This is a genomic window from Clostridioides sp. ZZV14-6154 (assembly GCF_020657785.1).
Lineage (GTDB): Bacteria > Bacillota > Clostridia > Peptostreptococcales > Peptostreptococcaceae > Clostridioides.
This window is the reverse complement of the sequence record NZ_JAGWCY010000002.1, coordinates 340,618-358,182: the sequence shown is the minus strand read 5'-3', so window position 1 is coordinate 358,182 and position 17,565 is coordinate 340,618. Positions and strand designations below refer to the sequence as shown.

Genomic DNA, 17,565 nt, shown 5'->3' with positions numbered 1-17,565 from the left:
TATCTTTTTTATATTTCTCTTTAAATCTTCTATTAAACTCCCTTTCAAGTAAATCACCAATCCTATTTCAACAATTAAAAATTCTTAAAATCATAATAATGCAAACATCTATTTCTTCCATTTTGTTTTGCTTTGTATAAGGCTTTATCCGCATTTTCAATTATTTCACTTATATCTATACTACTATTTTTACATGTATCAATACCAATACTAATCGTCAAATTATCATTCAAGAATTTTTTTACAACCTTACATAACTTTTTTCCAAATACCTTGCTTTTTCTATAATCTTTGCATATAGACAATATTAAAAATTCCTCTCCTCCATACCTTATAACAGACATGTCCTCTTTTAAATATCTTTTTATTATCATAGTTATATTTTTAAGAGCAACATCGCCATTATAATGACCATGAGTGTCATTGTATTCCTTAAAATAATCTACATCTATCATAAATGCAGTACTGTATTCACTAATCTCTTGTTTTTCTAAAAAATTATTCAAATATACCCTATTATAAGCATTTGTCAAAGGGTCAATATATTTTTTCTTATCTAAATCGAGTTTTATTTTTTTCATATTATTTATTTCTTTTTCGATATGTTCATGTCTATAATTTAAAGAGTCTATATAATTTCTATTCCTAGCTTTCATATACATCTGTTTTAACTCATAGTACATTTTAAAGTATTTCATACTCATTTCATAATCTTGTATCTTCTCAAAACACATGTGTATAGTTTTATATGCTTCTTTTACATAATTATAATTTTTAGCCTCTTTAGCCTTTTCAAGAAGCTTTTTGCTTGTAATTAAAGCATTTTCATAATTTTCAAATATATAATATATATTAACCTGATGATAAATTAATTCTAAATCATATATTATATACTCCTCTACACTATTTATGTTATTTAATAAACTCTTAGCCCGATTTAAATAACAAGTTGATTGCTCAAATGATTTCTCATTACTTTCTGTATAGTACATAGCTAGATTTATACATAAGTCTAATTTTTCTACTTCTTTTAAATCTTGATTCTTAAATTTTTCCAAATATACTTCAGATTTTGCTAAATTATTTATAGCACCTGAATAGTCTTTAGTTTTTATTAATAATTTAGTTATATTATTTGATGCTCTATACTTTTGAATCATATTTACGTTTGTATATTTCTTATTCTTTATTACTTCATTAAAGTATTCTCTTGCTCCTTCATAATTTTCAAATGAACATTCACATTCCCCTAGCTTTATATTGCATAGTGAGCATACTTCTATATCTTTTGATAAGTCTGCATATTTTCTTGCTTTTAAGAAATTCATTTTAGCAATTAATGCATCATCTAAAAATAAAAAATATATCTTCCCAATTATAAAAAAATATATTTTTTTACAATTAAAATCATTAGTTTCTTTTACTTTTATATATAAGTCTTCTATTTCCTTAATTATTATAGAAGAATCAATACATTTACTTGCTTTAATATAAATCAATTGAGATTCAAAAATAATTTCTTCAACTAAAAAATTGCTATCCTTACAAATAAGATTAAATTTATCTATATATAGATTTGCTCTATTTACATCTTCATTCTTTAAACTTAAAATGGCTATTTGTGAATAAAATCGTGCTAAAAACACATAATCTTTAGGTAAGTATTGTTCAATATATTTACAGGAAATCAAAATATACTTTTTCATTCTTTCACTAAATCCTTGAATCCCATACAGTAAAGCTAGCAAAAAATTTAATTTTAATAACATTAAACTACTTTGTTCAGTTTTATAGTAATTAATTGAATTGTTAATTTCATCAATTCTTTTTTCAAAAAAGTCATTATTATTTAATAGTTTCTCATTCAAGGTCAGTTTAAACATTGAGTCTAAAATTATACTATCTATATCTTCCAAATATTTATTATATATTGTAACCCACCTCCGACTTTCATTATCTCATAAATTTAGTAATTTTCCATACTATTTTTAAAAAAAGTCGGTGTCTCAATTTAGAAATTTCTCCTAAATTAAGACATAAGTTACCCTAAACTATACAATTTTCTATTTGAATTATATAATCTTGACAATTTTCGCAAATTATCACACTTACAATGTAACTATTATCAACTTTATTTGCTCTTGATAATTTATTAAAAGACATCCCTTTATAATCATTAGATATATTACTTATTACATATTTTCCATCTTTACTAAAAATATAAAAATGATATTCTAAAAATGGAAAGAATTTCTTCTTTTCTTTTACACCCTCTAAGCATAATGGGCATGCTTCTTGATAGTATTCTATATCAAAATCAACCTCTTCTGATTCATTAAGTATCTCAATTATTTTTGGAATACTTATTCCTTGAATTGGACTTTCTTCATCATTTATTAAAGCACTGCAATTATCCTCTTTTAATGAATATTCCTTATCTTCATATATAAACTTGTACGAACTCATATTATATCCTCCTAATAATTATTAATCTCCCAAGTTATTCTACCACTTAAACATTCTTAATAAAAGTAATTGTTATATAATTTTATAATATTTGTAATTAAGTAAGTTATATATATATTGTATACATATAACTTGCTTAATTATCTTAAAACCCAATTTTACGTTTTGAACATCCAGTTTTTCAAAACCTATTGTCAAAATTCACTTTACCTATTAATATAAGGATATAAATATAGAGATTGAATATAAATGTAACACACTTAACTATTTTATAAGATACGATTTAGTATCAAATTTTATATATTGTATAGGGGGAGATACAGATGTATAAAGATAAAAGTGATGAATGTATACACTTAATGACTGCATATATTGATAGCATAAGTGGATATTATTCATTTATAGACACACAATTAGATGACTTTATGTTGAAGTATGGTGAAAACATTGTTGATTCAAATTTACATAGCATAATGATGTTGCTCTGTAAATGGGGATTAGCCTAACATTTTGAGCAACTTTTTTGTATATTGTATTCTATATTATTTATTCATTAATAAAAAAGAAATTGACATAAATTTAAAGGCTATATATAGATTAAAAAAATCTATATATAGCCTTTTTGAATTTTAATAAATATCTTATACATCCACTATATCAACAAAATAATTTAAGTTTATTTATCCTATATGTTATAATTTACTTACCTACAATAATAAAAATATCTAATATGTATTATTCAGTTTAACTAATCACAATATCATCTCTTCATTTACAATTAAGATATTTTCAATATAGTAATACTCAATTTTAATATAACGAAAAGGAGAATTTGATATGAACTATAATGAATTATTAAAATCTGCTAGAGAGAACTTTAATGGAAAGTGTAAAGTCTGTAAGATTTGTAATGGATTAGCTTGTGCTGGAAATGTTCCTGGCATGGGAGGAAAAGGAAGTGGCTCTTCTTTTATAGAAAATAGAAGAAGCTTGGAAAGAGTAAAGATAAATATGAGAGTAATACATAATGTTTCAAATCCAGATACTACTATCGAGTTATTTGGTAAAAAAATGAGTGCTCCTATATTTGCTGCACCTGTATCAGGGACTATGTTAAATATGGGTGGTAAGATTTCTGAAAAAGAATATATCGAACCTGTTGTTAGAGGTTGCTCTAATTCTGGAATCTATGCCATGGTTGGCGATACTAATATAGATACTTTTTTATTGAATAATTTAGATGTTTTAAAAGATAATGCTGGAAATGGAATTGTATTTATAAAACCTTGGAAAAATTCAAAGATAATAGAAAAAATTAGATTGTCTGAAGAGGCTGGTGCTTTTGCAGTTGGTGTAGACCTTGATGCTTGTGGATTGATTAATAATCAGCTTCAAGAAAATCCTTTTTCACCTAAGACAGTTGAAGAGATTAGAGAGTTGGTTGAAGCGACTAGATTGCCTTTTATAATAAAGGGAATTATGACTGTAGATGATGCTTTGATGGCTGTAGAGTCTGGAGCTAGTGCTATTGTTGTTTCAAATCACGGTGGAAGGGTGCTTGATTATACTCCCGGTACTTGTGAGGTACTTCCAGATATAGCTAATGCTGTAAAAGGAAAGATAACTATACTTGCTGATGGTGGTGTTAGAACTGGTGTTGATGTGGTTAAGATGCTAGGTTTGGGTGCTGATGCTGTTTTGATGGGAAGACCTTTTGTTACTGCTTCTTTTGGTGGAGGTCTTGATGGTGTTGAGTTTTTTATAGATAAGGTTAGAAATGAGTTATGTGAGACTATGATTTTGACTGGTTGTCAAGAGGTTAAGGATATTGATGGTAGGGTTATATGGAAGTGATTATAGGATATAAACTAACCCAAGACTTTGTTTCAGTTGATCCTATGCAAGAAATGATAGATTTACTTCTTGACAAATCTATAGAAATGAAAATTGAGTTTATATAGAAAAGGTAAGAGAAAAACAATACTTCAAGAAACATATAAATTTTGAAAGATTCTATTGAAAGATATAAAAATATGATTATTAAAACAGTATTTTCAATGATTGAAGCAGTTTTTCTAAAACTTACATTAACTCTACATTTATACAGAGAAAAGTATCATAAGAAAAACTGACATTTGAAACCAGTATATAACTTCAATTAGCTATAGAAAATGAGTACATAGTAGCTCTGGATATTAAGATTGCGCTCAAAGACTTATCTCTATTCTGAAAAATATAAAAAATAACTAAGAAATGCAATTTGAAAATATTGTTTATGATACTGGATATGTAAATGAAGAAAACTGTAAATATTTAGAAAATCACAACCTTAATTCATACATTAAAATAACAAATTAAAAAGAGTAACTTTAAAACCTATATATAAAGAAGAGAGAATAATAAAATATGATTCTGAATCAGATGTATATACTTGTGCTAATAATAGACTTCTTAAACCTACATATCTAAAAAAGAGAACAAATAGAAATAGATATACATTTGAAGTACATGTGTATAAATGTGAAAAGTGTGATGATTGTTTTTTGTGGCAAATGCTTTAAATATAATAATAGTAAAAGGATTGAATGCTACAAATTTAAGATATTTCTTATAATATGCGATAAAAATGTAAAAACTGGACATTATCTAATGGTATTAGCCTTTAATATTGATAATTGCATAATAGAATACAGAAATGTAGATTTGGAAAATAATTATTTGAAATAGCCATGTAATTAATTTGTTTAAAAATACATATACTTTATTTCTCATTCTCAAATTTACTCAATATTAAAATTTAAAATAATAATAAAGAACAACATATAAAAATTCAACAAAGGAGTTGAACTTAAAATTTGATTAGAAAAAAATCAATTTTGAGACAACTCCTTTAATTTATCTTTATGGAAGTCTTCTTGCTGCAGCTTCCCACGTTTGTTTCCCCACAATTCCATCTTGTGGCAAACCAAGCTTACCTTGTAGTTTCTTCACTGCATTATATGTGGCACTTCCAAATTGACTATCATATTTTAGGCCAGTACCAGCTAAATTATTACATAAAACTTGAACTAGATGCACAGCATTACCACTTTTTGTATGATTATATCCTACTATAGTATTGGTTATATCTACAGAATAATTCTTACCAGTACCTACAACTTTAAAAACACCCTTTTCATATTGAACATCAAACAAATCTCTAGCTTCTTTGTATTCTTCTAGTTCATAACTACTCATAATTTCCTCTGGTACAAAGATTTTGTGATTTGGAGAAGGTTTTATATTAAGTTCCTCACAACTCTTCTCATAATCTTTTTTAAACTTTTCTGGTGCATTCTGATATGTAAATTCATAACCTGATACTGTAAATGATTTTTTAACAGATTCTTCATTTAATGAATTTGCATAGTTAGAGTTTTTGTTATCTGAATTTGCAAATACAGTGCCACTAAATGCAAAAGCCAGACAACTTGTAATTATTAAAGTTTTTGTTATTCTTTTCAAATTTTTATTCCTCCTGAATATGTTTATTTTAAATAATATTAGATAATACTATTTACTTTTAAATTAGTTCTTTATTAATGCATAAATACACGACCTAATACATTGTCATCTTTAAGGTCGACTCTTGTATTATCAAAAATTCCTCTTGTTCTTAGAGTATTAAAATTACCAAGACTTATTTCTTCAAAGTTAAAATAAGTTATTGAGGATATACAAACCAAAATCAAGGCTATAATAATACCATTTCTACCTTTCTTCTTAACAATACTCTCAAGTCTCTTTTCTAAATTTGTCTTACTAAACTCTGTTGTCAAAATCCCACTCTGATAATTCTTACTCATCTTAATTGACTTTATAAGTGCTAATGCATATTCTTTCTTATCTTTTAAAGAACAATCATTCAAAACACCTTCATCACAACATAATTCACAATCGATATTTATTCTATTGCTCATTATATAAACAAGTGGATTAAACCAATATATTATTTTCACAAATAATACTGCAAACTTGATTAAAATATCTTTGTTTTTAAAGTGCATCAATTCATGTCTTAAAATCCAATTTAACTCATCCTTACTATAAGGATAATCTGGTAAAAATATGTACGATTTAAATAATCCCATACCTGCTGGACTTATAAATTCATCAGAACCTCTTAATTCAATTTTCTTTTTTATATTTAACTCTTTCAATAAATCTTTGTAAAGACAGTTAACATCATCATCTTCTATATCATAAGATACATCGACAACAAGATTTTTAAATTTTGTATACTTTACAAAAGTATACACTGCAATAACTATAGCTACAAATATCCATAAATAAGCTAAATACAATATAAAATTATTATCTGTAGGAACATTGATTTCTGTAATATTATTTCCTACTGCATTATTGCTTTTCGATTCTTTTACTTCATACACTACTGTATAATTAAACAGAAAAAGCAACATCCTAAAGACTACTATCAACCAAATATAATAATTGAACTTTTTACTAAAATTCTTAAATAAATATCTTTTCAAAAATAATAATAGACAAATACCAATACTACATATAATAGTTGTCTGTATAAGATTTTCAAAAACTTGTATCATATAACTATTCATCCTTTAAATTATCAAAGTAATTTTCTAGAAAATCCAGCTTATTTTTATCTATAACTTCATCCTCATGTAAAGCTGAAATTAAACTTACCAAAGAATCATTATGTATATTACTTAGGAAATCCTTTGTCTCAAAGTTTAAATATTCCTGGTGCTTAACCACTATTGTGTAATGTGTATATCTGTCTATTTTTTGAGCATGTAAGAATTCTTTTTTTACTAGTCTTGATAAAAGTGTCAGTGTTGTAGTTTGTTTCCATCCATATTCTTGCTCCATTGCTTCAATAACATCTTTTGATGTTACCGTAGCATCTACTCTCCAAATAAATTTCATTACTTTCAGTTCTGCTTGTGGTATTTTTTTTATCATGATTTACACCTCCCCCAAAACTCTTTCTAACATAATTCTACAACAAGAGAATTTTTTAGTCAAATACTTTATGAAAAAATTGTGAATTTTTACATTTTATGTTAATTTTCTAATCTTTTTTAAAATATTAAAAGTTAGATTTAATAACATAATTCATTAAATCTTTTACTATATTATTAATATTTTTATCTTGAGTAGTATCTAATATGAATATTCCTTTTTTACACACAAAGAACATTATAATACTTTTGGGGGAAATAAACTAGACTAATCTTTAAATTACTTTTGATATTAAATTTTTATGTATATTTTTTAAAAATCTCTTGTTTCAAAGCTAAAATACTTTCTTTATTTTACTACCACACTATAGTGTAAGTCAATTTATGCATAAATAAATTCTATCTCAATAGAGTCTTATATGCAAGAGAATTAAAGCAAACCTTTTCATCCAATTTTTACCATATAAGTTTTTTTAAATTCTTCTTTTTTCATACCCTATCATTTCCTAATATTTTCTCTAGCCTAAATTAATGATAGGTGCTTTTTAATACACAACTACATACAAGTATTTCCATATAATTTATGCATTCATTTTGTTTTTTGAAGCAAAATATTTTTCATAATTTAAAATTTTTTTTATTTTCTCATAATAATATTGAATAATGGATTACATTCTAGTATTATATAGGTGTAGAATAAAACTAAATCGGCAAAACTAGAGAAATTTAGTGACGCAAAGCTATAGGGACTAAGACTTATAAAGTATCTTATGAGTTATGTCAGCCAGTTGCCAAAAAGATATTTTCTTTTTGTTTTTATGAAAGTTTTTTAGGGGGATGTAAAATGTTTATGGAAAAAATAGATACGTGTACACATGTATTAACTGCTTGTATTAGTAGTTCACATGATTATTGTAATTTTATAGATACACTGCTAGATGATTTTATGCTAGAGTACGGAGAAAATGTAGTAGAATCATATTTATATCAAGTGATGGTCTTGGTAAATAAGCATAATTAGATAGATTTTATTTTCTAGAAAATCCTTTTTAGTTTTATCTACTTTTAAATAATCTTATAATAAATGATACAAATTTAATTCAAGTATATTTATTTTTTATATTATAATCTTTATGGTTTTATTTTTTATAAAATTATATATAATGAAGATGTAAAATAATATCAAAAACAAAAAAAGAAACTACAATCTATTGCTCTAGAGTGAAGTTTCATAATCAACTGTAGTAAGCTATTTTTTATAACACTCAATTTTTATATCAAGCTCAAAATCACTCTTTCACTAAGAGTGACTTTTTACTTTTTGAGAAACAATATATATTTCTTAAGAAACAATACTAAGGTATATAAATCTAACTGTTAAACTAACACTCTAAATAAAAATTCACTCATTTCTCTAACTCATTTCTTATTAATAGATTGATTGTAGAATATAAAACTATAAATATTTTCAAGAATATATAAAATAATTTGCCACCAAATTATAACTTATAGTAGCAATATGGTGGCAAATCAAACTTTTATTATATTCTATATATTGACAACACTATATTTTTTACAAATTTAATCAATCTCTGACTTAAATGGAGTATCATCAGCCTTTGCTATTCTGTATTCTTTATCAGTTATATAACCAAGTTCATGCATTTTATACAATACAGTCAACTGTCTCTTTTTAGCCTCTCCATGGTCAATATACCTAGCAGGATTATTGGTCATACCTGCAAGCATAGCACATTCAGCTAGGTTTAACTCTCCAACTTTTTTACCAAAATACACTTCAGCTCCTTTTGCAGCTCCATATGCATTTTTTCCTAGGTACATATTATTTAAATAAGCTTCAAGGATTTCATCTTTACTCATAATCTTATTCATCTGCTTTGCATTATACATGTCCCTTATTTTTCTCTTCATAGTTTTATCGTCACTTGTAAGCAGATTTTTTGAAACTTGCATATCTATAGTACTTCCTCCTTGTGTTGTATCTGTAAACACATTATTAAGTACTGACCTAGCTAAAGAAATAACATCTACTCCTTTATGCTTATAAAATCTCTCATCTTCTATGGAAACTATAGCCTGTTTTAAGTCCTTTGGCATTTGTTTTATACTGACAACCTCACTACTTATATATTTAGACTTAATTAATTTCTTAGTAACTTCAGGTGAACCTTTTATAGCTGAAACTGTAAAAATTGCACCTGCAACTGAAAATATAATGAGTGCCACTAGCATAACAGATAATAATGCTCTAGCTATTTTAATTCTCTTTTGCTTTCTTCTTTTTTTACTTTTTAACTTTCTATCTCTTTGCTTGTACTCAACTCTTCGTCTATCTCTTTGACCATAATCTGTATTTAAAGGTCTTACATTATCTCTTGTAAAACTATCTCTTTTTATAATATTTTGTGAATCTACCTTTTCATTCATTCTTTTACTAGAGGCTGTCTGAGAATTTTTATTTTTTTTACTTGTTGAAGTATAAGAATGTTTAGATTTTTTATTACTATCTTTATTATTACTGACTTTTTTACGTCTTATTTTATTATTATCATCATCATTGTAATAACCCATTTTAGTCTCCCTTCTTTATATAAGGTACATTATACATTGTTCCACAAAATAAATCAAAGAACAAAATTGTAAGTTTAAGGGTCAATTTTATAAAGGATATTTTCACTAATTTTCTCTATATTTGCGATTAATATTCATCTTTTATTTTTAAAAATAGCTTTGCAGTTGCTAAAGTGTCACTATCAGCTCTATGAGCATTTATATTCTCTATATTGTAATAAGCACAAGCTGTTTCAAGCTTCTTATTTTTTCCTTTATAACTTTTACATTTTTTTAATAATTCTAGTGTACATATATAATTATTTATTGGCTCTAAGCCGAACTTTTTAAGATAGTAATTTAAAAACTTTAAATCAAATTTTGCATTATGTGCAATTATAGTTCTATCACCTATGTATTTTCTAAATCTAGGTAAAACTAACTCTAAAGACTCCTCTTTTTCTACCATTTCATTACTTATATGTGTCAATTCTGTTATAAATGAAGAAATTATACCCTTAGGTTTTATTAACCTCGAATAGTTTTTTACAATTTCGTCATTTTTTATTTCTGTTACTCCTATCTCTATTATTTCACAACCTTTATATGGATCTAATCCTGTAGTTTCTAAATCTACAACTACATATTCTTTCATATCTCTTCTCCTTATTATCAAATGGATATATTTATATTCTATATTTATACAATATACTAATCAATACTTAATTTTATATGATATATGAAATTTTTACAAATTTTACTAAATATACAGTAGATATTCCATTATGAATAAATACTATTTTACTATAATAACTAAATTTTTATCTTATTATCACTTAATCTATTTTGATAAACATTATTATTTAATTCTTTATTGTTTAATTCTTTAAAATCTAAGCTTTTACATTGTTCATCGTTTTCCCATATTCCTGCCTGCTTATTTCCATCACTTTTATATAATACACCTTTTCCATTTTTTTTATTATCTAAAAAATAGCCCTTATATATGTCATTATTTGGATAAGTTAATTTTCCTAGACCATTTTTTAAACCATCTTTAAATTCCCCTGTATATATTGAACCATCTCTATAAGTATATTTACCTATTCCATGCATCTTATCATCTTTCCATAACCCTTCATATCTTTCCTTACTTGAAAAAATATATGTTCCAAATCCATTTTTCTTCCCATCAATAAACTCACCTTTATATAAATCTCCATTATCATATTTGAATACTTTTTCTCCCTTTAATTTCTTATCAATATTCTTATTTTTATCACTATTTCTATCTTGTGTATATGTTTTTTCTCTCCTTGTCTCAATTAAATCGCTATCATAACGAAAACCTTTTTTTGACTTATTTTTTATACTAGTTTTTTTCTTATTAATAAAAACTCTAGCTAATTGAATAAATATAAATGCAGACGATAAACATATAAATACACATACTATTGTTCTAAAATAACTAGTTATATTTTCCATAAAAAATCACCCTTTTATTTTCAAAATTTATTTAAAATACCGATTTAAAATACCTAATATAATATATATTTTTATTAGTTAGCATTTATACTCTTAAGACTATATATTAAGTAAATCTCATTTTAAAAGAATCTCTCTTAAAATAGACTACGTACAATAAACACAGATAATTAATAGATACATATGAAATATCCTTGAATACTTCATATAAATATTTCTATATAAGGAAATAAAAAAGATGAACGCTAGAAAACAGAGTTCATCTTTTAATAAAAAAATATCTATTTTATAGTAATTAAAAGAAAATACCTATTTACTATTAAACATATTTTTTAAATTTATTTTATCTATTCTTTTATAAGAACCTTTACAACTTCTGATATATACATAGTATGATAATCTTTCTTTGGATACCACTTTTCATCATTTTCTTTAGCATCAAAGTTTTCTGGTGGCATAGTATCATGATATAATTTTTTACAAACCATAATCATATTAGCCTCTTCAAAAGCTACTGTATCGTCTACAAAATATGGTGTAAGTTCTGCTTTTTCTACTTTATTTATATCTCTACCAGAAATAGTACCACAAATATTTAAAGCTTCTCTGTATTTTTCATCAAAAAATGCAATTGTAAATGTGTCATTATTATCTACAAACTCTTTTGTATATCTCTGTGGTCTTATGTAAGTTGTTACAACATTTTTACTCCAATACACTCCGACACCACCCCAGCTTGCAGTCATTGTATTAAATTTGTCTGAGTTTCCTGCTGTTATAAGTAACCACTCTTTACCAATTTTAGTGAATGGATTAAATTGTAGCTCTTCAATTTTTACTTCTTTAAATCCCATAACTTCATCCTACCCTTCATCTTTTAATAAATAAGTTATTTGTTAAAAATTTAAATATATGCACTTTTATAATACAGCTTTTAAGATTGTCTTCCATATTCATGTAAATTATAATACAGCAAATCAATTACTTTCGCAAGAAGTAGTTTTTATATTTTTCAATCATAAAATATCAATAAAATATATTAATTATAAAACATATAATACATTTTTTAAATTTAAAATACTATAATATTAAAAATGTAGAAAGCATATATACTTTCTACATTTATTACTATTTTATATATTTTTATAGAAGTTTAGTTCCATTTAAATCTATTTTTATTCAAAAACTATCATAATCATCAAATTTTGCTCTATTAGTTGTAACTTTCTATACTTTATTAATAACATTTAAATTATTATTCTTATCAATATATATTTTCTCACTCTCTAAATCTTCATCAAACATCTTTATTATATTTTCTATTTCATTTTTGTATTCATCTTCATGTACTCTATAAAGCATTAAATCTTCTAATAAATCTTTTATATCAAAATACACATCTTCTAATAAATAAAAATAACCATCTTCTATATTCTTCAATTTATCTATAGTATCCAATTTTTTATCTATATCTTTTATAACTTCTATGTTTTGTATATTTATATTTATAATTGTCAATAAGTACATTCTCACAGTTTTTATTATCTCAATAGAAAAATCTACAATATCATAATTTCCTTCTTTTTTATAAAGTGATTCTTTAAATTTATCAAAACAATCATTTAAATCTGGATTTATGTTATTAAACGGAGGTCTTATTATATCTAGCATTATTAAAATATTTTGTATATCTACATTATTTGTAATTGCCTCATCTAAAATAAATAAATTATATGCATCATTTAATGGGTCATGTGCATCTCCACTAAACTCTAAATTAGCAAATTCAAGTAAATTTTTTAGCGATATATAGTTCATACATTTTATACCACACTCTATATATTTCTCTTTTATATCCACAAATAACTCTCTAATGTTGTTTACGAACCTTGGATGATTGTTTTTTTTAGAACTTCTCATATCAGTGTTATTGAAACATGTTAAATCTAAATTACCAAAAGTATATATTCCTTCAATCTCAGAAAATATGCCTAACCACTTTTTAAACTTTCTCATGACCTCTTCATAGCTTGGTGCATACTTTAACTCTTCTGAAGATATATGAGTCAACTCTTGTATATGAAGATACAACTGGGCATTACTTACTGGCTTTATTAAAGATTTAAACTTATCAATATTTTTTGTCTTTTCATCATACATAACTGCTCCAATTGCAATTATATCTGAATTTAATATATCTCTCTTTGATTTAGAATTTGGCATATTCATCTCAAAATCTATATATACTCTCTTCAATATAAACACCCTTTCCAATTGTTTATAGTGATTCCTTTAATTACTTTTATTCATAATTTTCTAAGAAAGAATGTTTCTCCCCATCTTTTTGCCACCCTAGTATTGAATCAAGATTTACATTTTCTGCTGCTTTAAATATGGATTTTTCTACATTTTTAAAATTTGGCTCTAAACTTTTTATTAAATCTTTTATCTCATATCTTTTATTTCCAGTTTTTTTAGCAGCAACCATACATGCACAATTTAAAGGCCATATACCACTATTTTGGATAAATCTTATGATATGTTCTTCTCTTATATAATAAAGTGGTCTTATGATTTTTATTCCTTCAAAATTAGTAGAATTAAGCTTAGGAAGCATAGTTTTAAAATTTCCTGCACATAACAAATTAAGCATAGTTGTTTCTATTACATCATCATAGTGATGACCTAATGCAAGTTTATTACACCCTAATTCTTCTGCTTTTGAATATAATGCTCCCCTTCTCATTCTTGCACACATATAACATGGATAATCTTTTGCAATTTCATCAGCTATTTCAAATATTCTTGAATCGAATAAATGTATTGGTATATTTAAATACTCACAATTATCTACAAGTAATTGCCTTATATTCGCATGGTATCCAGGGTCCATAGCAATAAATTCAACATCAAAATTAACTTGTCCATGCCTTTTTAATTCTTGAAACATTTTAGCCATAAGAATACTATCTTTTCCTCCAGATATTGCTACAGCTATTTTATCCCCTTCTTCAACTAATTTATAATCTCTTATTGCCTTTATAAACTTAGACCATAAATGTTTTCTATATTTTTTTATAATACTTTTTTCTATATCCCTTAGTGAAAGTCTTTCCTCAAAAGGAACTATAATTTCACAGCCTTTTCCTGATAGCTCACTCATTTAATCACCTCATATATTTATGTTAATAATATTTTACAAAAAAGTCTACCTACTTCTATAAAATACTATGATTTTTACTTTAATTTTAATAAATACTTTATAGTTTACAATAACACATAAACTTATAATAACATAAATAATGCCTTTCTTTTATTATCTTTTTTATTTTTCTCATTTAATATTTTATTATGAGTAACGATTTTTAAATGGATGAATATTATACACTAGATAGACTTACCTATCTATTTACAACAAGGAGGTTTTCATCTTGGAAAATAAAACTAGAGACATTAAAAAAAATTGTGGTTCATCTTTGGCTAGACCATATGTTAATAATCAAATTTTCACAGAAATGTACTGCCTTTCTGATGCATTAAAATTTGGAACTATATTTCCAGAACTAAATTTATTAGAATCTGAAATGTACAACAAAGAATTATATGCTAAGCCAAAAAAATTAAGAGGAGGTAGAAGATAATGAAAGATTCATCTAGAGCTGAACTTATGAGAAAAATTCAGGAAACATCTTTTGCATGTGTTGATATGAACTTATATTTAGACACTCATCCTGATGATAAAAATGCTATCAACACTTACAATTCATTGTGTAACCAATTTGCACAGGCTAGATATGCTTACGAAAATAAATATGGTCCTTTAACTAACTTTGGGTATGCTCCAAGTAGATGCCCTTGGCAATGGGCTGAGCAACCTTGGCCTTGGGACAGAGAATTTAATTATTAGACATCAAGTATTGGAGGATTGAAAATTCATGTGGATATATCAAAAAACTTTACAACACCCAGTTAATATAAAAACTTGTGACCCAAGAATGGCTAAGTTTCTTATAACTCAGTTTGGCGGACCAAATGGAGAACTTGCTGCATCTTTGAGATATTTAAGTCAAAGATATACAATGCCTACTGGTAATATGCGTGCACTTTTAACAGATATTGGTACAGAAGAACTAGCTCACGTTGAGCTTATATGTACTATGGTTTATCAGTTAACTTCTGATGTGACTCCAGAAGAATTAAAAGCTGCTGGCCTTGGCTCAAACTATGCACAAAATGGATATGGAATTTATCCAACAGATTCAAATGGAGTTCCATTTGATGTAAGACCTATCGCGGTTATGTCAAATCCTGTAACTGATTTACATGAAGATATGGCTGCTGAACAAAAAGCACTTGCAACATATTATCAACTTATAAACTTAACAGATGATGTTGATGTTATAAATGTACTAAAATTCTTAGGTCAAAGAGAAATAATTCACTATCAAAGATTTGGTGAAGCTTTAATGGATGCTTATGACTTAGAAGAATCTCAAAAAATATTCTAAAATTCTTCTTTATATATAAAACTACAACGATTTACTAACTTACTCTTTTAGCTTAAATCCGCTTAAAGATATAAAAAACTATAAAGAACTGTCCATTTTCTATACGCAGATAGAATAAATAAACAACAAAAAGCAGGTACTAAATCAACAGTAATATAGATAGTAATCTACAATACTATTGACATCATACCTGCTTTTATTTTATAAGCAATAAAGAAATATCTATTTGTAAAGTTTTATAATTAAATCTAAATGATTATAAAACTCTTCTTGCATTTACATATCTACTTGAATAGTAACTACTATTTATATTAGATATTGTTACCTTTTTTGATGAACCTGAAGATGCGTGTATCATCTCTCCATTTCCCATATATATTCCAACATGACTTACAGAACCATTATTTGAGCCTTCTGTATCAAAGAATATTAAATCTCCACTTCTAAGGTCTCCTCTATTTACATATGCTCCATACTTACTTTGGTCTCTAGATACTCTTGGTATACTAACTCCAGCAGATTTTTTCATAACATATTGTGTGAATCCAGAACAGTCAAAACTATTTGGACCTTCTGCTCCCCATACATATGGTTTTCCAAGTAGTGTCTTTGCAAAGCTTATTACACTATCAGCTCCCTGACTTGGAGAATTAGTTGAATCAGATGGACTTGAAGTATCAACAGAACCTTTTTCTGCAAGATATTGACTTGATACATATCCTGTTTGGTCATCATGATTTACTTTTGTCCATCCTCCATTTTCAGAAATACTTCCAACTTCAGTACCATAACTTAATGTAGCCACTTTAGAGTGTCCTGTTCCTGGTCCTGTTCTAAGGTTTAATGATTTTGCTGTTACAACTTTTGTATCCTTTACAAGATTACTTGAACTGTTTCCAGAATTTCCACTTGTAGAATCACTTAAGTTAGTTCCTAAATATTTACTTGAAACATAACCTACTCTACCATTAGAACTTATTTTTGACCATCCATTTGACTCAGATATGTATCCAACTTCAGTACCATATCCCAAAGTAGATATTTTAGAACTTCCTGTACTTGGACCTGTTCTAAAATTTAATCCCTTTGTTGTAACAACTTTTGTTGATTTTACTGAAGCATCATTACTTTCATTACTATTTCCTAGGCTATTTATTGATACATAGTTTTCATGTACATAACCTGTATTCCCATTATATTTAACTTTTACCCAAGAACCATCTTTTCCTATGTACTCAACTTTATCACCTTTGTAGAACTTTCCTATAGATGCATTATTTGTACCTGGTCCTTTTCTAAAATTTACTGCATTCCCTGTTATTGTTCTACTTTCTACAGTTGAACTTTCTATTTCAGACTCATTAGCATATGCTAAATTCCCCATTGTAGGCATTATTATCGCGGTAGCCATTATACTGGCTGCTACTCTCTTTTGATTAAAATTCATAACTTTCCACTCATCTCCTCTTTTCTAGTAGATTTATTTTTTATTTCTAACATAAAAGAAATAAATGACACTATTTTTGAATATCAATTATTTCTTTTATATTAAT

At 26.0% G+C, this 17,565-nt stretch carries 18 protein-coding genes and 1 riboswitch; of the genes, 6 read left to right on the top strand and 12 right to left on the bottom strand.

Annotation, left to right across the window (positions count from 1 at the left end; all coding sequences use genetic code 11):
- Window positions 1-74: 74 nt before the first annotated feature.
- A complete protein-coding gene (locus KGF45_RS08110) occupies window positions 75-1,916 on the bottom strand; it encodes a GGDEF domain-containing protein (RefSeq protein ID WP_227842176.1) in 1,842 nt (613 codons plus the stop codon).
- Window positions 1,917-2,046: 130 nt separating this feature from the next.
- Window positions 2,047-2,466, bottom strand: a complete 420-nt coding sequence (locus KGF45_RS08105; RefSeq protein ID WP_227842174.1) for a DUF3785 domain-containing protein — start codon at window positions 2,464-2,466, stop codon at window positions 2,047-2,049.
- Between the two features lie 323 nt (window positions 2,467-2,789).
- Between KGF45_RS08105 and KGF45_RS08100 the strand changes: the two genes are divergently transcribed.
- Window positions 2,790-2,972 (top strand): hypothetical protein, encoded by a 183-nt coding sequence (locus KGF45_RS08100; protein ID WP_227829288.1) that lies wholly within the window; start codon window positions 2,790-2,792, stop codon window positions 2,970-2,972.
- A 331-nt stretch (window positions 2,973-3,303) separates the two neighbouring features.
- Entirely contained in the window at window positions 3,304-4,320 is a 1,017-nt protein-coding gene (locus KGF45_RS08095; protein WP_227842172.1) for an alpha-hydroxy-acid oxidizing protein, read from the top strand.
- A gap of 1,047 nt (window positions 4,321-5,367) precedes the next feature.
- Here KGF45_RS08095 and KGF45_RS08090 read toward each other — a convergent pair.
- The 3 genes from KGF45_RS08090 to KGF45_RS08080 all read right to left on the bottom strand — a co-directional run bounded on the left by KGF45_RS08090 (window position 5,368) and on the right by KGF45_RS08080 (window position 7,449).
- Entirely contained in the window at window positions 5,368-5,970 is a 603-nt protein-coding gene (locus tag KGF45_RS08090) for a peptidoglycan-binding domain-containing protein (RefSeq protein WP_227842170.1), read from the bottom strand.
- A 74-nt stretch (window positions 5,971-6,044) separates the two neighbouring features.
- Complete coding sequence (locus KGF45_RS08085) at window positions 6,045-7,082, bottom strand: M56 family metallopeptidase (RefSeq protein ID WP_227842169.1); 1,038 nt, start codon at window positions 7,080-7,082, stop codon at window positions 6,045-6,047.
- Complete coding sequence (locus tag KGF45_RS08080; RefSeq protein ID WP_255612733.1) at window positions 7,075-7,449, bottom strand: BlaI/MecI/CopY family transcriptional regulator; 375 nt, start codon at window positions 7,447-7,449, stop codon at window positions 7,075-7,077. Before KGF45_RS08080 ends, KGF45_RS08085 begins: the two co-directional genes overlap by 8 nt.
- Window positions 7,450-8,147: 698 nt before the next feature.
- Window positions 8,148-8,244: riboswitch (cyclic di-GMP riboswitch) on the top strand.
- A 48-nt stretch (window positions 8,245-8,292) separates the two neighbouring features.
- On the opposite strand from KGF45_RS08080, the gene KGF45_RS08075 reads away from it, so the two are divergent.
- Window positions 8,293-8,469, top strand: coding sequence for a hypothetical protein (locus KGF45_RS08075; RefSeq protein ID WP_227842167.1), 177 nt, complete (start codon window positions 8,293-8,295; stop codon window positions 8,467-8,469).
- A 560-nt stretch (window positions 8,470-9,029) separates the two neighbouring features.
- Here KGF45_RS08075 and KGF45_RS08070 read toward each other — a convergent pair.
- The 6 genes from KGF45_RS08070 to KGF45_RS08045 all read right to left on the bottom strand — a co-directional run bounded on the left by KGF45_RS08070 (window position 9,030) and on the right by KGF45_RS08045 (window position 14,667).
- Window positions 9,030-10,040, bottom strand: a complete 1,011-nt coding sequence (locus tag KGF45_RS08070) for a biosynthetic peptidoglycan transglycosylase (RefSeq protein WP_227829294.1) — start codon at window positions 10,038-10,040, stop codon at window positions 9,030-9,032.
- Window positions 10,041-10,167: 127 nt separating this feature from the next.
- Window positions 10,168-10,674, bottom strand: coding sequence for a 3'-5' exonuclease (locus tag KGF45_RS08065; protein ID WP_227829295.1), 507 nt, complete (start codon window positions 10,672-10,674; stop codon window positions 10,168-10,170).
- 158 nt (window positions 10,675-10,832) lie between these two features.
- Window positions 10,833-11,504, bottom strand: coding sequence for a hypothetical protein (locus KGF45_RS08060; RefSeq protein WP_227842165.1), 672 nt, complete (start codon window positions 11,502-11,504; stop codon window positions 10,833-10,835).
- A 347-nt stretch (window positions 11,505-11,851) separates the two neighbouring features.
- Entirely contained in the window at window positions 11,852-12,358 is a 507-nt protein-coding gene (locus tag KGF45_RS08055; RefSeq protein WP_227842162.1) for a flavin reductase, read from the bottom strand.
- Between the two features lie 373 nt (window positions 12,359-12,731).
- A complete protein-coding gene (locus KGF45_RS08050) occupies window positions 12,732-13,769 on the bottom strand; it encodes a 3'-5' exonuclease (RefSeq protein WP_227842160.1) in 1,038 nt (345 codons plus the stop codon).
- A 37-nt stretch (window positions 13,770-13,806) separates the two neighbouring features.
- Window positions 13,807-14,667, bottom strand: a complete 861-nt coding sequence (locus KGF45_RS08045) for a tRNA 2-thiocytidine biosynthesis TtcA family protein (RefSeq protein WP_227828253.1) — start codon at window positions 14,665-14,667, stop codon at window positions 13,807-13,809.
- 268 nt (window positions 14,668-14,935) lie between these two features.
- Here KGF45_RS08045 and KGF45_RS08040 point away from each other — a divergent pair, with 268 nt between their 5' ends.
- The 3 genes from KGF45_RS08040 to KGF45_RS08030 are packed head-to-tail and all read left to right on the top strand — an operon-like array spanning window position 14,936 to window position 16,012.
- Entirely contained in the window at window positions 14,936-15,145 is a 210-nt protein-coding gene (locus KGF45_RS08040) for a spore coat associated protein CotJA (RefSeq protein ID WP_227828252.1), read from the top strand.
- A complete protein-coding gene (locus KGF45_RS08035) occupies window positions 15,145-15,411 on the top strand; it encodes a spore coat protein CotJB (RefSeq protein WP_021385274.1) in 267 nt (88 codons plus the stop codon). The genes KGF45_RS08040 and KGF45_RS08035 overlap by 1 nt, the downstream gene beginning before the upstream one ends.
- Window positions 15,412-15,439: 28 nt before the next feature.
- A complete protein-coding gene (locus KGF45_RS08030; RefSeq protein ID WP_227828251.1) occupies window positions 15,440-16,012 on the top strand; it encodes a manganese catalase family protein in 573 nt (190 codons plus the stop codon).
- Between the two features lie 256 nt (window positions 16,013-16,268).
- On the opposite strand, the gene KGF45_RS08025 is transcribed toward KGF45_RS08030, so the two are convergent.
- Window positions 16,269-17,459, bottom strand: a complete 1,191-nt coding sequence (locus KGF45_RS08025; protein WP_227842159.1) for a C40 family peptidase — start codon at window positions 17,457-17,459, stop codon at window positions 16,269-16,271.
- Window positions 17,460-17,565 lie beyond the last annotated feature (106 nt).

What these genes read in the sequence shown, in the direction of transcription:
- KGF45_RS08105 (WP_227842174.1), bottom strand. Translation starts at nt 2,466, where the DNA reads ATGAGTTCGTACAAGTTTATATATGAAGATAAGGAATATTCATTAAAA.
- KGF45_RS08100 (WP_227829288.1), top strand. Translation starts at nt 2,790, where the DNA reads ATGTATAAAGATAAAAGTGATGAATGTATACACTTAATGACTGCATAT.
- KGF45_RS08095 (WP_227842172.1), top strand. Translation starts at nt 3,304, where the DNA reads ATGAACTATAATGAATTATTAAAATCTGCTAGAGAGAACTTTAATGGA.
- KGF45_RS08085 (WP_227842169.1), bottom strand. Translation starts at nt 7,082, where the DNA reads ATGAATAGTTATATGATACAAGTTTTTGAAAATCTTATACAGACAACT.
- KGF45_RS08080 (WP_255612733.1), bottom strand. Translation starts at nt 7,449, where the DNA reads ATGATAAAAAAAATACCACAAGCAGAACTGAAAGTAATGAAATTTATT.
- KGF45_RS08075 (WP_227842167.1), top strand. Translation starts at nt 8,293, where the DNA reads ATGTTTATGGAAAAAATAGATACGTGTACACATGTATTAACTGCTTGT.
- KGF45_RS08070 (WP_227829294.1), bottom strand. Translation starts at nt 10,040, where the DNA reads ATGGGTTATTACAATGATGATGATAATAATAAAATAAGACGTAAAAAA.
- KGF45_RS08065 (WP_227829295.1), bottom strand. Translation starts at nt 10,674, where the DNA reads ATGAAAGAATATGTAGTTGTAGATTTAGAAACTACAGGATTAGATCCA.
- KGF45_RS08060 (WP_227842165.1), bottom strand. Translation starts at nt 11,504, where the DNA reads ATGGAAAATATAACTAGTTATTTTAGAACAATAGTATGTGTATTTATA.
- KGF45_RS08055 (WP_227842162.1), bottom strand. Translation starts at nt 12,358, where the DNA reads ATGGGATTTAAAGAAGTAAAAATTGAAGAGCTACAATTTAATCCATTC.
- KGF45_RS08045 (WP_227828253.1), bottom strand. Translation starts at nt 14,667, where the DNA reads ATGAGTGAGCTATCAGGAAAAGGCTGTGAAATTATAGTTCCTTTTGAG.
- KGF45_RS08035 (WP_021385274.1), top strand. Translation starts at nt 15,145, where the DNA reads ATGAAAGATTCATCTAGAGCTGAACTTATGAGAAAAATTCAGGAAACA.
- KGF45_RS08030 (WP_227828251.1), top strand. Translation starts at nt 15,440, where the DNA reads ATGTGGATATATCAAAAAACTTTACAACACCCAGTTAATATAAAAACT.
- KGF45_RS08025 (WP_227842159.1), bottom strand. Translation starts at nt 17,459, where the DNA reads ATGAATTTTAATCAAAAGAGAGTAGCAGCCAGTATAATGGCTACCGCG.